Raw genomic sequence first — 14,731 nt, 5'->3', positions numbered from 1 at the left:
AGGGGACGTGTGAAACAGACATGGCGATTTATCTCAAAGGAGTCTGAAGATGTGTGTAGGTGTACCGATGCAGGTGGTCAGCGTTGATGGTGATTTTGCCATGACCGAAGTGGACGGAGTGAAGCGCGAGGCGAGCCTCATGATGCTGGACCAGGAGGTGAAGGTCGGCGATTTCGTCATCGTTCACGCCGGTTTCGCCATCTCCAAGCTCGACGAGGAAGAGGCCAGGGCGACGCTCGAATTGATGCGTGAAGTCTATTCGCCGGAGTTGATGGGATGAACTATTCGGACGTTTTTCGCGACAAGGAACTGGTCCAGGGGCTCGCTAAGCGCATCGCCGACCTGACCCGTGGGCGGACCGAACCGCTCGTCTTCATGGAAGTCTGCGGTACGCACACCAACGCCATCTACCAGTTCGGCCTGAGAAGCCTGCTCCCCCCCGAGGTGCGGCTGATCTCCGGCCCGGGATGCCCGGTCTGCGTTACCCCCAACAGCTACCTCGACCGCGCCATCGCCCTTTGCCGCCTTCCGGACGTGATCATCGCATCTTTCGGTGACATGCTGCGGGTCCCCGGCTCCAGCTCCTCGCTCATGGAGGAGCGCGCCAAGGGGGCAGATATCAGGGTGGTTTACTCGCCGCTCGACGCCGTGCAGCTTGCCGCGAAGAACCCCGACAAGCGCGTGGTGTTCCTCGGGGTAGGTTTCGAGACCACGGCGCCCACCATCGCCGGCAGCATCCTGGCGGCAAAGGCGCAGGGGCTTTCCAACTACTTCGTGCTCGCCTCGCACAAGACCATGCCGCAGCCGATGGCGATCCTCTCCGCTGACCCGGAGCTCCAGGTGGACGGCTACATCTGTCCGGCCCACGTGAGCGCGATCATCGGCGCCGATGCCTACCGATTCCTGTGCGAAGAGTACAAGGTCCCGTGCGTGGTGACCGGCTTCGAGCCGACGGACGTGCTGCAGGGAGTGGAGATGCTGGTGCGCCAGGCGATCGCGGGCGAGAGCAAGGTGGAGATCCAGTATTCGCGCGTGGTGCGCTGGGAAGGAAACGCCAAGGCCCAGGCGATGCTTGCCGACGTCTTCACCCCATTCGACGCACCGTGGCGCGGCATCGGCGTGCTCCCCGGGAGCGGGCTTAGGATCGCGGATAAATACGCCGACTTCGACGCCGAACTGGCCATACCGGTGCAGGTAGAGGAGCTCAAGGAGCACAAGGGGTGTCTGTGCGGCGAGATCCTGAAGGGGAAGGTGTCACCCTTCGACTGTCCGCTCTTCGGCGGCAAATGCACCCCCGAGTCCCCGGTCGGCGCCTGCATGGTTTCCTCCGAAGGAACCTGCGCCGCCGCCTACAAGTACGGGCGCTAGGCAAACAAACCGTCCGACGTCAGACCAGTCCGACTAGTTCGACCGGTCCGACAGAAAAGGAGAACCGCTTTGAACAACGATCTCATCCTCCTTGGCCACGGCAGTGGCGGGAGGCTTTCACACCAGCTTCTGGACGACCTGATCATACCGCAGCTTTCCAGCGTCCCGGTCAAGGGCCAAAACGACGCGGCCCTGCTCAACATCGGCGGCGTCAAGCTGGCCTTCAGCACTGACTCCTACGTGGTCGACCCCATCTTCTTCCCGGGCGGGAACATCGGCGACCTCGCCATCAACGGCACGGTGAACGACCTCGCCATGATGGGCGCCCGCCCGTTGTGCCTCTCGGTCGGCTTCATCCTCGAGGAAGGATTCTCCAAGGAGGAACTCTCCCGTATCCTCACCTCGATGCGGCAGGCCGCCGACGCAGCCGGCGTCGCCATCGTCACCGGCGACACCAAGGTGGTCCCCAAAGGTAAGGGAGACCGCATCTTCATCAACACCTCGGGGATCGGCGCACTCGAGCATAACCTGCAGATCGACGGCGCCTCGGCGCGTGTCGGCGACAAGATCATCGTCAACGGCTGCATCGGTGATCACGGCATCGCGGTCCTCTCGGCCCGCGAGGGCCTCGAGATCGACAGCGGCATAAAGAGCGACTCCGCTCCGCTGAACGGCCTGGTCACCGGCCTGCTGACGCTCGGCCCCGCACTGCACGTGCTGCGCGACCCCACTCGCGGCGGTGTCGCCACGACGCTCAAGGAGATCGCCCTGCAGTCGGGCGTCACCGTTACCCTGAACGAGGAGAGCCTACCCATCAACCCCGGCGTGAAGGGGGTCTGCGCCATCCTGGGGCTCGATCCGCTGTACGTTGCCAACGAAGGTAAACTTCTTGCGCTGGTCGCGCCGGAGAGGGCGGATGAGGCGCTGGAAATCATGCGCCGTCATCCGCTTGGAAGGGATGCTGCCGTCATCGGCGAGGTCACCGAAACCTCGGCAGGTAAGGTGCAGATGGAAACCCTCGTTGGTGGAATGAGGGGAGTGGAGATGCTCGCGGGCGAGCAGCTGCCGCGCATCTGCTAAGGCCCGGTTGCCCCGGGCTGTTCCCCGTTTCAGGTGGGTACTGAGGGACCCTTCTCAGTCGAGAAGGGTCTTCTCAAACTGCAGCCCCATGCCGTGGTCGGTGACACGCACCACCTTGGCCTTCAGGTCGCAGAGCACCTGCGGCGTGAGGGTGTGGTAAATGGTGACGGCGACGGTGTCGTTGAGCTCCAGCCGCCGCGCGGCCGTCACGAAAACCCCTTTCATGCTCAGGTTCTCGACTTCCCCCTCGATGGTCCGCTCCCCTTGGTGGATGTTGGCTTTCGCGTGTAATGCCAGTCTGGCGAAGTTCCTCTTTTCCTTGTACATCGCCCCTCCTTTGTGTCCTGCCCTGGTTTTTTGACCGGCTTTTTTGCAAAACAGGCATTAGTGTAATCTAATCCATTTTGTTTGCAAGAACCGGCGAAAAACTTCTCCAAAGCTCCTCTTGATCCCCATCCTTGCAGGCATTCGTGCCGGTGGTACCATCCTTTGTTCATGTGTAAAACCTAACTGATTGATGAGGGGGTGCGCCATGGACGAGGACGAAAGACTGATTCAAAGGGCACAGGCTGTCATCGCGCCGCCGGCGCACCCCTGCTACCCGATCACGATCGGGAATGGGAGGGGGACCGTGGTCACCTCCCGGGATGGACGGCGCTTCCTCGACTTCACATCCGGACTCGCCGCCCTCAACCTTGGGCACAACCATCCCCGGGTGATGGAGGCGGTGCAGCAGCAACTGAAGAGTCATGTCCACGCTGGCCGCATCTACTACAGCGAGGCGACCGTGGCTGCCGCCGAGGAACTGCTCTCCATCGCGCCCGATGGGCTGGACATGCTCTTCTTCGGCAATTCGGGGGCCGAGGCGGTGGAGGATGCCATCAAGCTTGCGCGCTACACCAGTGGCCGCCAGTCCATCATCGCATGCACCGGCGGCTTTCATGGACGCACCCTGGGTACTCTTTCCCTCACCAGCAGTTTTTCGGCATGCGGCAGCCGTTACCAACCGCTGCTCCCCTCGGTGTACCACGTCAGCTACCCCGCCTGCCTTATATGTTCGTGCGGCATGAACCCCGAGGCGTGTGGTGACCGTTGCCTCGAGGAAATAGAAAGGCTATTCCAGCACCAGGTCCCCCCGGATGACGTCTGCGCGATGTTGGTCGAGCCTTTTCTGGGCGAGGGGGGATACTACCCGGCGCCCAAGAGCTACCTGGAAGGGCTGCGCGGGATATGCGACCGATACGGCATCCTCCTGATTTTCGACGAGGTGCAGTCCGGGGTGGGGAGGACCGGGAGATGGTTCTGCTGCGAGCATGCCGGGGTGCGTCCCGATATCGTGACTGTGGCCGGCGCGGTCGCCTCCGGGTTCCCGCTGGGAGCGGTGCTTGCGCCTGCGGAGCTCATGCGCCAATGGGGTCCACCAGCCCACGGCTCTACCTCCGGTGGTAACCCCGTCTCCTGTGCCGCCTCCCTCGCAACCCTTAGGGTGATCAGGGAAGAGGGGCTGTTGGAAGCGGCGCGGGTGGCTGGTACCCGGATGCTCGCGTCCCTGCAGGATCTCGCCATGCAGAACCCGCGCATTGGCGAGGTCAGGGGGATGGGATGCATGATCGGCATCGAATTCGTCGACGAGGCAGGGGCGGCTGACGGCAGTCTCTGTCAGGAGATGATCAACAACTGTCTTGGGAAGGGGCTGATCCTGATCGGGTGCGGGCTGAGGCGAAACGTTGTGCGCCTGATTCCGCCGTTAAAAGTGACCGACGCTGAGCTTAGCGAGGGGATGGCGATTTTCGCGGCCGCGCTGCACGAACTCTCCGGCAAGGTGAGGATGTAGGGTAGGTGCATGACGGTGCCGGTGCCGCCGGGCTGGAAACGGGGGGGTCAGGCGGGAGAGGGCGACGGCTGCTGTTCCCGCGCTTTATCGATGATCTCGAAGGCGCGCCTCACGCGCGAAACCACGCGTATCGTCATCATGGGCTTGCCGATGAAGTCGTGGAAACCGGCCTTGAGCGCCCGGTGTTCCTCCTCGGGCGAGGCCTTTGAGGTGAGCAGGATCATCAGCGTCCCTGCGCTCGACGGGTTCGCCTTGACGGCGCGCATGAGTGCGTAGCCGTCCATCCTGGGTGTCGCGGCATCGCACAGGATCAGGTCCGGCTTCTGGGAGAAGGCGATCCTCAGCCCCTCCACCCCGTCGCGCGCCGTGAACACCTGGTAACCTTCCCTCCGGAGCGCTCCCTCCACATCGCTCATGGCGGCAGGGTCATCGACCACGAGGATCTTCATGTCGCCCCCCCTTTGGTCACGGTGGTATTGCTGTTTCACAGCGGCGGCAAGCTCGCCGGGGCGGCAAAGCAACTGGGTTACCCTCACGGAGCCGTGCCGCTCCAGACGCGCCACGGTCTCCCCGTCGAGCGGGTCGCTGACCGCGACAAAGAGCGCACCGTTTTCCAGCCGCAAAGGCAGAAGCGGTCTCGTGATGGCGAGATCCGCCGGCACCAGTGCCAGTAGCTCGGCAGGGAGTTGTCGCGTGAAGAGCCTGGGGACCGTCTCGAGGCCGTACTGCTGCCCCAGCGCGTCCAGCAGCTCGTCCTCGGTCAGCACCCCCATCTCAAGGAGCACCCCTCCAAGTCTCTTGCCGCAAGTCGCCTGACGCGCCAGTGCCCGCTCCAGGGTCTTTACCGTTATGATGCCGGATCGAACCAGCAACTGTCCCAAGGGTATCTTCATGATAGAGTACGCCTTTGACGGTAATGAGAAGCTTTTAACATCGCAAATAATACATACTTCGTCGGAAATTTCAAAATAAAAAAAAAGGAGGCCCGTTTCCGGGCCTCCTGATCTTTCTGAGAAGTGAGACTCAATACCTAGCGGATATGGTCTTCCGGGTACGCGCCGATGCTGTGGATGGAGAGGTCGGCGCCGTTGAATTCTTCCTCCTGGCTTAGCCGGATCCCTACCGTCTTGCTGAGGATGCCGTAGATGACGAAGCCGTTCACAAGGGCGAAGACAATCGCGGAGAGGGAGCCGAGAAGCTGGGAGAGGAAGGTCACCCCGCCGAGGCCACCGAGCGCCTCGCCGCCGAAGAGGCCCGCGGCGATCCCCCCCCAGGAGCCGATCACGCCGTGCAGCGGCCAAACGCCTAAGACGTCGTCGATCTTCAGCTTTTCCTGCTCGATGTGGAAGCCGTAGACGAAGATGACCGAGGCGACGGCGCCGGTTACGAAGGCGAAGAGCGGGTGCATGATGTCGGAGCCGGCGCAGACGGCGATGAGTCCGGCAAGGGCGCCGTTGTGTACGAAACCGGGGTCGTTCCTGCCTGCGATGAGGGCCGCGAGCACGCCACCCACCATGGCCATCAGCGAGTTCACCGCCACGAGGCCGGAGATCTTCTCGAGGTGTCCTGCGCTCATCACGTTGAAGCCGAACCAGCCGACGGCGAGGATCCAGGAGCCCAGGGCGAGGAAGGGGATGTTGCTGATCGGGATCGGGTGGGACTTGCCCCTTACGTAGCGCCCCATGCGGGGGCCGAGGATGATGACTGCGGGGAGTGCGAGCCAGCCGCCGATGGAGTGCACCACAACGGAGCCTGCATAGTCATGGAACTCGGCGCCGCCGATGGACTTGAAGAAGCCCTGCAGCGCAGAGCAGTTTTGCCCCCAAATGAGGGACTCGAAGAGGGGGTAGGTGAGACCGGCGAAAACGGCGCCGGCGATCACCTGCGGCCAGAACTTGGCGCGCTCGGCGATGCCGCCGGAGATGATGGCGGGGATGCAGGCGGCGAAGCAGAGCAGGAAGAAGTAGTGGGTGATGTCGTACCCCTGGTTGGGGCCCAGGAGTTCTTTAACAGGCTTCAGGAAGCTGATGCCGTAGGCGATGGGAAAGCCGATGAGGAAGTAGACCACGGTCGAGACGGACCAGTCGGTCAGGATCTTCACGAAGGCGTTCACCTGGTTCTTCTTGCGTACTGTACCCACCTCGAGGAAGGCGAAGCCTGCGTGCATGGCGAAGACCATGACCGCGCCTAACATGAGGAAGAGCACATCGCTGCTGTTTGCAAGACCTGTCATCGTCGACATCCCGTTCATTCCGTTACCTCCGTTGGTAAATGCCCCCCTTCGTTGGAGAACGCCGAGTCGTAGCAAGGTCTCTGCCAAATCCATATCTGCTTGGAATTACGTTGGTCGCCTCGCGCGTCTAATGAAAGGGATACCTCACTCTGCCCAATTAATGGGCGACGCTGCCCAAGGGATAGGCAGGATTAACTGTTGACCTGTAAACGGCCAGCGGGTAAATTTGTGCAGAATTTCTGCCGGAGGTGGCTTGTTGTCCCGCAAAACCGCTCTCATCGCCTGCGCAGACCTAAGCGGGTTCTGCTACGGCGAACAGCACCCCTTCAAGGTGCAGCGCTACCGTCTGGCACATGATCTCATGGCGGCGTACGGGCTTCTGGATCTCCCGGGGATGTCCGAGGTGCGTCCTCGGCCGGTAGACGAAAAGGAGCTCCTTGGGGCGCACTCCGCCGAGTACCTGGACCGGTTACGCGAGTTCAGCGAGGCCCAGGAGCCGAGGGCCGACTTCCGCTACGGCCTTGGCGACGTTGAGAATCCCATCTTTCCCGGGGTCTACGATTGGGCCTGTCTCGGGGTCTCCGGCACGCTGGAGGCGGCGCGCCTGGTGACCGAGGAAGGTTTCGCTGCCGCTTTTAACCTCCTTGGCGGGTATCACCACGCCCAGAAGGGAAGGGCCTCCGGTTTTTCGTACTTAAACGACGCGGTGGTCGCCATCAATTACCTGCGGGAGCGGGGTAAACGGGTGGTTTACCTGGACCTCGACGCCCACCACGGCGACGGCGTCCAGAACGCCTTTTACGATTGCGACCGGGTGCTCACCATCTCGCTGCACGAAAGCGGGGTCTATTTCTTTCCCGGCACCGGCTTCGAGAACGAGACCGGCGAAGGGAGGGGAAAAGGGTACTCGGTGAACCTGCCGCTTCTGGCGCACACCGACGACGCGCTGTTCATGAAGGCCTTCGACGAGGTCGCCTTCCCGCTCATCGCCGCTTTCAACCCGGACGTCATGGTGACGCAACTGGGCGCCGATACCTTCAGGACCGATCCGCTCACGAGGCTCGAGGTCACCACGCACGCCTACTCCTACATCATGAGAAAGCTGCGTGCCCTGGAGATCCCCTGGGTCGGGGTAGGTGGCGGAGGGTACGACCAGATGAACGTCGCCAGGGCCTGGACCATCGCCTGGGGGGTGATGAACGACCGGGAGGTCTCCCCGAGGCTCCCCACCTCCTTTGTGAAGCTCATCGCGCAGCTTGGCTACCCGCACCGGATGCTCCTGGACGCGATGCACTGGGCACAGGATGACGACCGCAACCGTGCGCTCGACGCGGTGGAGAAGAGCATCGCCTACGTGCGCAAACACGTTTTCCCCGTCCTCATTGGCGACTATGGCAAACGACACCTCACATGAGCCGCTCAGGGACCTGGGGGGAAGCCAGCTCTTCTCCCTGAACGACATCAACCGGTTGCCCTCCGCGGAAAAGGAGGCGATCTACCGGTCGCTGCTCCCCGAGCGTCTGCTGTCCATGGTGGCGAAAGGAGGCGGGGAAATCGAGGTGATCGCGCCGGAAGGGCTGCGCTTTCTGCGCCTTGTGACGCGCTGCAGCCCGGGCGACCGGGATCCCGCCTTCATCCTGGACCTGTGCGACACGCATCACGGCCAGATGGAGCTTTCCTACTGCACCATCGCCGACCCGGCGGCGCCGCGCTACGACGTCGACCTGGACGAAATGGGGCGCAACAACCTGTTCGCGACGCTTGGGCGCAACCTCCCCGAGGAGGTGCGGGCCATGGAGGCGGGGCTCTTCCCGAATCAGACCCGGCGCGGCCTGAGGATGTTCGGGGAGTTCCTGCCCCTTCTTGAGCGCCTGGTCGCCAGGCTCGGCATGCAGCTCATCGTGGCCGAGCCCTTGACCTACGACAACGCGATCCGCTACGAGGGATATGGTTTCGACTACGTGGTGGGAAAGCGCCTCATGCAGGAGATCGACGCCGGGTTCGCCCCGGGGGGCGTGCTGTTTAGGAGGCTGGACGGCTCCACCCCCTTCAGGCGCCCCGGCATGGAGAAGAGCGTCCTCGGGCGCAGCTGGGCGATCCACGACGGCATCATGGACGAGCCGTGGGACGACGTGAGGATCTACAAGACCATCGGCGTGCATGCCGGTGTGGACACGTTCCCGCATCGGGAGCGGTAACAAGGGAAAAGGAGTGCGCTTAATGGAAAGGGATATGACCCCCATCAATGGTGTTACCTACTATCGCCCCCCCTCCGGGAGCGAGGTGAGCGGCCTGGACGGCAAGGTGGTGTTTTCGCTCGGTCCCGAGCCGATCCCGCTTCTGGACGAGGATTACCGCGCCCTGGAGGGGCAGGTGCCCGGATACGACGCGGTGGGACGCGGCATCTACCATGCCCTGCGCCAGGATCCGGGGTGCCGCTACTGCGAGCGCTACGCTGAGATGCTGAAGGGGTATCCCCATTACGTCTCCGAGCTCGCGAGCTACATCCTGATGCTCGGTGAGAAGGACGTCGAGGTCCCCTACCTTGAGCGCAGGGTGAAGCTTTTGCGCATCTTCTCGCTCCTCGAGCCGGAAAACGCCCACTTCCCGCTGGAGATCGGCGTCACCCTTCTGGATCAGGCGTGCCGTTTCTCGGCGCTGCACCTTTCCACCGCGGCCCTTTTCAAGGCGGAAAAGTACCTGGACCGTGCCCGCGAGCTGGCCGGGGATCAGCCGCGCTGCCTGACCACCCTTGCGGAAGTCTCCTTCCTGCTCGGGAAATACGACAAGGCGGCCTCCTTGTGGCGCGCACTGCTTCCGGAGGTCGAGGAGAAGGCGAAGGCCGAGCTGAAAGCGCGCCTGGAGCGGATCGACCGGGGAGAAGTGCCGCGTGTGCCTGCCGTAGATTACATGGAGGCGATCGCGGGCGCCATGGCGCTCAGGGAAGAGGGGGGGTACCAGGAGGCGACGGCGATCCTGAACGACGTGATGGCGGACGCCTGGTTCGCGCTGGAGTTCCCCATGGCGGAGATCCCCTACCTCCTGGCGCTTTGCTGCAAGGACCTGGGGGCCGCAGCGGATGCGCGCTTCTACCTGCGTCAGGCGCTCAGGATCAACCCGGAATTCTCCGAGGCGCAGACCGCGCTGGAACAGTTGGAACAGTAGAGACAGCCAAGGAGGCATTATGTTCGGATTCAGCGCGGCAGACTGGATATTCATCGCCGGCGTCATGGGGGTGATCTTCTTCTTCGTCGCCGTGAGCGGGATGCGTAAGCGGTAAAAATACAGCTCTAAGGGAGGTGCTCATGCAGGTTCCTGACATCAAAGAGATCTTGACCAAGTACCGCACCATCGCCGTCGTCGGGCTTTCCCCCGATAGCGGCAAGCCAAGTCACGAGGTGGCCGCCTACCTCAAACGGGCCGGCTATCGCATCATCCCGGTGAACCCCGCGGTCCCCGAGGTGTTCGGCGAGAAGAGCTATGCGAGCGTCACAGATATCCCGGAAGCGGTGGAGATCGTCGACGTCTTCCGCCGTTCCGAGTTCGTCCCCGAGATCGTCGAGCAGGCGATTGCCAAGGGGGCGAAGGTGCTCTGGCTGCAGGAAGGGGTGGTCCATGAGGAGGCCGCCAAGCGCGCCCACGAGGCGGGGCTCCTCGTGGTGATGGACCGCTGCATGCTGAAGGAACACGTAAAGACGATGAAACGCTGAAAACCGCGGCTGGCGGGGGGCGTCGCCTCCTGCCCGCCGCCATGCATGTCGCTCAACGACCTGCCCGTCCGCTTCGTATTTCCTGACGTCACTGCCCCCGCCTTCACCGAGCCGGAACAGGGGCTCGGACCTTGTGTAAACGTTAAGTGTGTTCAAATATTCCCCCTTGCCAGCACAGTCACATCTCTGGTAGTATGTGCGCGCTTCTACGCGACGGCAGATGACAGAATTTACTGGCAAAGCCGGTGTTCTGCGCGGCGCCTCAATCACGCAGAATCGCTCTCAAAAGGATACGGATGTTCGAGAAGCTAAAACACGGCCTGCCCGGCTCCTTCTTTCACCCTGAAAACGGCAATCGCCCCGTCGATTTGCAGGACACCAGGGGCGTCGGGATCAGGATCGACCAACTGAACAAGTCGTTCGGCCCGAATCACGTGCTAAAGGACGTGAACCTGGAAATCCGCGCCGGCGAAACCTTCTGCATCATAGGACCTTCCGGTACCGGAAAGAGCGTCCTTTTAAAGCACATCGTCAAGCTGGAGACCCCGGACAGCGGCGAGATCTACATCGACGACCTGCCCCTGTTCGGCCCGAAGCCCGACTCGGCCGCCAGAGACTACCGCTACAGCATGGTGTTCCAGTCCTCGGCCCTCTTCAACTCCCTGACCGTAGGGGAGAACGTGGGGCTTTGGCTCAGGGAGAAGCGTGTCTGCAAGGAACAGCAGATCCGCGAGATCATCAAGCAGAAACTGGAGATGGTGGGGCTCGTCGGCAAGGAGGAGCTGCGCACCTCGGAGCTTTCCGGCGGGATGAAAAAACGCGTGGCGATCGCCCGGTCCCTCGCCATGAACCCGGACCTGATCCTCTACGACGAGCCGACCGCCGAGCTAGACCCGGTCACCACGGACGAGCTCGCAAACACGATCCTGAAGCTCAAGGAAAGCACCAAGAACACCACGGTGATCGTGACGCACGACCTGAACTTCGCGCTCTACATCTCGGACCGGATCGCCATGATGCACGGCGGCTCCGTGGTCGAGATCGGCACGCCGCGCGAGATCAAGAATAGCGAAAACCCGATCGTCCGCGGTTTCATCTACACGACAACGAAGGGGATAAGGGGGGAATAGATGAACGTTCATCCGTTGCGCCGCATGAAAGTCGCGATCCTCTTGGCGCTCGTTCCCCTCCTTTCCGTTTCCTGTGCCGAACTAAAGCAAAGCAAGCCCATCCTCCCCACCCGCGAATACGAGAAGATGATCGTCGGGCGCCTGGACGCCGAGTACGTCGGTACCAGTAACTGTGTCTCCAAGTGCCACGCCCACGACAAGATCAGCGACGACTTCAGCCACAGCCTCCACGGAGAACAGATCAAGCCGGAAACCGGGCTCCCCCTGGTGAACTGTGAGTCCTGCCACGGACCGGGAAGCCTCGCCATCGCGCACCTAAGCGACGACCGCGAGGAGAACACCCGGGAAAAGAGGAAGTGCGACACCTCGAAGTTCCTCGACATCAACCATCTTCCCGCCCAGGCCCAGTCCCTCATCTGTCTCAAATGCCACGCCGCCGCCTCGATCCCCGTGCTGAGCCACTGGAAGGCGAGCGCGCACGCGCTGCACGACGTGAGCTGCTTCGACTGCCATAAACTGCACCAGGGACCCCAGCAGAAGGTGAGCCCGCAGCAGATGTCCGAGATGTGCTTCACCTGTCATCCCGAGGTCCAGGCGGAGAACTCGCTCTTTTCGCACCACCCCATCCGCGAGAAGAAGATGTTCTGCGTCGACTGTCACGAGGTGCACGGTTCCACGCAGGACCGCCTGCTCAAAGGGAACACGCCGAAGGAGACCTGCACCAGGTGCCACATGGAGAAGCAGGGGCCTTTCGCCTTCGAGCATGGTGACGTGACCGAGAACTGTATGAACTGTCACACCCCGCACGGCTCGGTGAACAACAACCTCTTAAATGCCGCGATGCCGTTTCTCTGTCTGCAGTGCCACTCCGGGCATCTCGCCACGGATACCCCCGGCGGCGGGCTCAAAAAGCTTTACACGAACCGTTGCACCGACTGCCATTCGCAGATACACGGCAGCGACATCCCATCCCAGGCCGTAACGGGCCGGGGCACCCTGCGGCAGTAAGCGCGAAAGGAGCCGATGGTGAAAACACCGCTTGATCTCGCATCAACCGTACTATCACCGCTGCTTTTGCTGCTCGTGGCGGCGGGGGGCGTCTCCGCGGCGGAACTGGACGCGTTGCCGTCGGGCGACCTCGAGAAGGCAGCCGTATCGGCGAAAGGGACGGAGCCTGCGAAGTCGGTGACTGCACCCGACGCCGTCGAGCCAGCGCAGGACCCTGCGGCGGAGGAGCCGGGGGGGGATGTGACGGGAAGTACGCCGGAGGGGGCAGGCGTCTCGGCAGCCGAGCCGGCGGACGAAGCGGTTTCCCAGGCGGCCGAGGAACCGGCGTACGTGCCGGAGGACGAGCGCCAGGTGGAGGTACTGGAAAGAAAGGGTGGCTCGCTAGGCTACAACTTCGTCTTCGGCGAGGACAACCGTGGGCGCGCCCTCGAGTACGGCTTCCTTAAATCCAGCAGAAGCGGGGGACTCTTCTACCGTCACATGGAAAAGGACACGAACCTCGAGCTGGAAGGCTTCTACCTGAACGAGAACGACTACCACGGCGATCTGCTGATGGATTACCGGGGTGACTACCGTCTGCACCTGAGGACGGAGTCGCTCTACCACAACCTGGACCGCGACATCCTCTTCTCGCCCAGCTTCCAGGGGCCCAGGACCGACGCCCCCGGGTCCGCCACCTACAGCGCCGAGCAGCAGGACCCGCAGGCGCACTACGGGGTGAGCGTGGTCCAGGACCGGGCCGACTTCCGCTACCGTCTGCACAACTTCCCGCTGCACCTGAACCTGGGCTACTGGCGCTACACGAAGGAAGGGACCATCCAGCAGCGTTTCGCCGACGCTTCCTTCGAGGGGGAAGCCAACACGGTCTACGCCCGCCCGCGCAGCATCGATCAGCAGATCCAGGAGGGGCGCCTAGGTCTCGACGCACATCTGGGCCCGGTCGACCTCGTCTACGACTTCAAGATCCGGTACTTCGAGGACCGCCTTCCTACGCCGGTCGCCACCTACACCGCGCGTAACGACATCCACGGGAACCTCGAGCGGCTGGGCGGGGAGCAGCAGCACAACGAGAATCCCGACAGCCGTTTCTTCTCCCACACCCTGAAGCTGCACACCTCCTTGTCCGGCGGTCTTGTCGGCTCCGCTTCCTACAGCGTGGACCAGCGTGAGAACCTCTCCGAATTGTCCGACGTGACCGGCGCGCGCCACATGAAGGTGTACCTGCAAAATGCGGCCGGGGACGTCACCTATACGCCGAACCGCGAGTACACCTTCGCCTTGAAGTACCGTCGCCAGGAGCTCGACAACGGCAACCGCGGCGCGCTTTTGAGCGTGAACTTCGCCGATCCGCTCCAGCAAGTCAAATCTCCCCTTGAGACCACCCGCAACCTCGTCACCGGCACCGTCTGGTACCGGCCGCGGCACGACCTCTCCTTCGTGGGGGAATACCGTGGCGACTTCGTGAACCGTGACAACGTGAGCGATCTCCCTTCGCCTGCCACCTGGGCCCTGCCGGACCACTCCGCGACCCACACCGGCTCGCTCGCCGTCTACTACCGCCCCTTTAAGGGGCTGCGCAGCAGCGCCCAATACAGCTACGCCTTCACCGACAACCCGGCGTACGGCGCCTCGTTCAAAGAGCGCCAGGAGGGGAAGCTCCTTTTGACCTACACCGGCGGCCGGTGGGGAGTCTCCACCCACGCCCTTTTCCGCCACGACCGCAACGACGAGGTGGTCCACTTCGTGCTGAATACCCTGGATCCGCTGGACTACAGCGTAATGCCGCTCACCTCACGCAACGGCAGCAGCGAGAACGCGAACGTGGGGGCATGGTGGATGCCGCTGCCGAAACTGACCGTGGGGCTCAACTACTCCTACCTGCACAGCGAGGTGGAGCAGCCGGTGTTCTTTACCACCGTCGGCGTGGGAAGCGAGGCCGACAGCCAATTTTCCAGCAGTTCTCACGTCTACACGGTGAACGTCTCCTACGCGCTGGGCGAGCAGTGCGATCTGTCGCTCATGGCCCAGCAGATACGCTCGAGGGCCTCCTTCTCGCCGGCCGACTTCAGTTCCGCTGCGTACTCGGGCAGCAGCACCGCGGGGATCAGCGGGATAACGGCACAGGACACAGTGATCAGCGCACTTTCCGCCCGGGGGGAATACCGCTTCTCGCGCGTACTGTCGACGACCCTCGAGTACACGCTCAGGGATTACGACGAGAAGAACAGCCAGAACATCAACTACCAGACGTACAACGGGATGGTGCATGCCATCGTGGCCGGCCTGGCGGCCAAGTGGTGATCGAGGGGTAGCATATCAAAACTGTCATCCGATCCATACTCCTGCTTTTGCTGTTCTGCTCGGTTCT

The 14,731-nt window shown here is 62.6% G+C and carries 14 protein-coding genes; 11 read left to right on the top strand and 3 right to left on the bottom strand.

Annotation, left to right across the window (positions count from 1 at the left end):
* Positions 1-49 precede the first annotated feature (49 nt).
* The 3 genes from E8K79_RS09355 to hypE all read left to right on the top strand — a co-directional run bounded on the left by E8K79_RS09355 (position 50) and on the right by hypE (position 2,448).
* Positions 50-280 carry a HypC/HybG/HupF family hydrogenase formation chaperone gene (locus E8K79_RS09355; protein WP_135870782.1) on the top strand — a complete coding sequence of 77 codons (231 nt, stop codon included), beginning with the start codon at positions 50-52 and terminating at the stop codon, positions 278-280.
* Positions 277-1,368: a hydrogenase formation protein HypD gene (hypD, locus tag E8K79_RS09350; protein WP_136514525.1), complete on the top strand. Its 1,092-nt coding sequence runs from the start codon at positions 277-279 to the stop codon at positions 1,366-1,368. Before E8K79_RS09355 ends, hypD begins: the two co-directional genes overlap by 4 nt.
* 69 nt (positions 1,369-1,437) lie before the next feature.
* Positions 1,438-2,448: a hydrogenase expression/formation protein HypE gene (gene hypE / locus E8K79_RS09345; RefSeq protein WP_136514524.1), complete on the top strand. Its 1,011-nt coding sequence runs from the start codon at positions 1,438-1,440 to the stop codon at positions 2,446-2,448.
* 54 nt (positions 2,449-2,502) lie between these two features.
* On the opposite strand, the gene E8K79_RS09340 is transcribed toward hypE, so the two are convergent.
* A complete protein-coding gene (locus tag E8K79_RS09340; protein WP_135870788.1) occupies positions 2,503-2,775 on the bottom strand; it encodes a PilZ domain-containing protein in 273 nt (90 codons plus the stop codon).
* Positions 2,776-2,980: 205 nt separating this feature from the next.
* Here E8K79_RS09340 and E8K79_RS09335 point away from each other — a divergent pair, with 205 nt between their 5' ends.
* Entirely contained in the window at positions 2,981-4,282 is a 1,302-nt protein-coding gene (locus E8K79_RS09335; protein ID WP_136514523.1) for an aminotransferase class III-fold pyridoxal phosphate-dependent enzyme, read from the top strand.
* 47 nt (positions 4,283-4,329) lie between these two features.
* Here the strand turns inward: E8K79_RS09335 and E8K79_RS09330 are convergent, their stop codons facing one another.
* Complete coding sequence (locus E8K79_RS09330; RefSeq protein ID WP_136514522.1) at positions 4,330-5,175, bottom strand: response regulator; 846 nt, start codon at positions 5,173-5,175, stop codon at positions 4,330-4,332.
* 137 nt (positions 5,176-5,312) lie between these two features.
* On the bottom strand, positions 5,313-6,533 hold the full coding sequence (locus E8K79_RS09325; protein WP_136514521.1) for an ammonium transporter: 1,221 nt from the start codon (positions 6,531-6,533) through the stop codon (positions 5,313-5,315).
* Between the two features lie 238 nt (positions 6,534-6,771).
* Here E8K79_RS09325 and E8K79_RS09320 point away from each other — a divergent pair, with 238 nt between their 5' ends.
* From E8K79_RS09320 to E8K79_RS09290, 7 genes are all read left to right on the top strand, one after another.
* Positions 6,772-7,929 (top strand): acetoin utilization protein AcuC, encoded by a 1,158-nt coding sequence (locus E8K79_RS09320; protein ID WP_136514520.1) that lies wholly within the window; start codon positions 6,772-6,774, stop codon positions 7,927-7,929.
* Positions 7,907-8,713 (top strand): hypothetical protein, encoded by an 807-nt coding sequence (locus tag E8K79_RS09315; RefSeq protein WP_135870799.1) that lies wholly within the window; start codon positions 7,907-7,909, stop codon positions 8,711-8,713. The genes E8K79_RS09320 and E8K79_RS09315 overlap by 23 nt, the downstream gene beginning before the upstream one ends.
* A 22-nt stretch (positions 8,714-8,735) precedes the next feature.
* Positions 8,736-9,680: a hypothetical protein gene (locus tag E8K79_RS09310; protein WP_136514519.1), complete on the top strand. Its 945-nt coding sequence runs from the start codon at positions 8,736-8,738 to the stop codon at positions 9,678-9,680.
* A gap of 140 nt (positions 9,681-9,820) precedes the next feature.
* Entirely contained in the window at positions 9,821-10,225 is a 405-nt protein-coding gene (locus E8K79_RS09305) for a CoA-binding protein (protein ID WP_136514518.1), read from the top strand.
* A gap of 296 nt (positions 10,226-10,521) precedes the next feature.
* Entirely contained in the window at positions 10,522-11,355 is an 834-nt protein-coding gene (locus tag E8K79_RS09300) for an ABC transporter ATP-binding protein (RefSeq protein ID WP_135870805.1), read from the top strand.
* Positions 11,356-12,363 (top strand): DmsE family decaheme c-type cytochrome, encoded by a 1,008-nt coding sequence (locus E8K79_RS09295; protein ID WP_135870807.1) that lies wholly within the window; start codon positions 11,356-11,358, stop codon positions 12,361-12,363.
* Between the two features lie 15 nt (positions 12,364-12,378).
* Positions 12,379-14,664, top strand: coding sequence for a hypothetical protein (locus E8K79_RS09290; protein WP_136514517.1), 2,286 nt, complete (start codon positions 12,379-12,381; stop codon positions 14,662-14,664).
* Positions 14,665-14,731: the final 67 nt, after the last annotated feature.

This window comes from Geomonas edaphica, assembly GCF_004917075.1.
Taxonomy (GTDB): Bacteria; Desulfobacterota; Desulfuromonadia; order Geobacterales; family Geobacteraceae; genus Geomonas; species Geomonas edaphica.
The sequence above is the reverse complement of the archived record's forward strand: the minus strand, read 5'-3'. Positions and strand labels throughout refer to the sequence as shown.

What these genes read in the sequence shown, in the direction of transcription:
- E8K79_RS09290 (WP_136514517.1), top strand. Translation starts at nt 12,379, where the DNA reads ATGGTGAAAACACCGCTTGATCTCGCATCAACCGTACTATCACCGCTG.
- E8K79_RS09355 (WP_135870782.1), top strand. Translation starts at nt 50, where the DNA reads ATGTGTGTAGGTGTACCGATGCAGGTGGTCAGCGTTGATGGTGATTTT.
- E8K79_RS09315 (WP_135870799.1), top strand. Translation starts at nt 7,907, where the DNA reads ATGGCAAACGACACCTCACATGAGCCGCTCAGGGACCTGGGGGGAAGC.
- E8K79_RS09335 (WP_136514523.1), top strand. Translation starts at nt 2,981, where the DNA reads ATGGACGAGGACGAAAGACTGATTCAAAGGGCACAGGCTGTCATCGCG.
- hypD (WP_136514525.1), top strand. Translation starts at nt 277, where the DNA reads ATGAACTATTCGGACGTTTTTCGCGACAAGGAACTGGTCCAGGGGCTC.
- E8K79_RS09305 (WP_136514518.1), top strand. Translation starts at nt 9,821, where the DNA reads ATGCAGGTTCCTGACATCAAAGAGATCTTGACCAAGTACCGCACCATC.
- E8K79_RS09300 (WP_135870805.1), top strand. Translation starts at nt 10,522, where the DNA reads ATGTTCGAGAAGCTAAAACACGGCCTGCCCGGCTCCTTCTTTCACCCT.
- E8K79_RS09330 (WP_136514522.1), bottom strand. Translation starts at nt 5,175, where the DNA reads ATGAAGATACCCTTGGGACAGTTGCTGGTTCGATCCGGCATCATAACG.
- E8K79_RS09340 (WP_135870788.1), bottom strand. Translation starts at nt 2,775, where the DNA reads ATGTACAAGGAAAAGAGGAACTTCGCCAGACTGGCATTACACGCGAAA.
- E8K79_RS09325 (WP_136514521.1), bottom strand. Translation starts at nt 6,533, where the DNA reads ATGAACGGGATGTCGACGATGACAGGTCTTGCAAACAGCAGCGATGTG.
- E8K79_RS09295 (WP_135870807.1), top strand. Translation starts at nt 11,356, where the DNA reads ATGAACGTTCATCCGTTGCGCCGCATGAAAGTCGCGATCCTCTTGGCG.
- E8K79_RS09310 (WP_136514519.1), top strand. Translation starts at nt 8,736, where the DNA reads ATGGAAAGGGATATGACCCCCATCAATGGTGTTACCTACTATCGCCCC.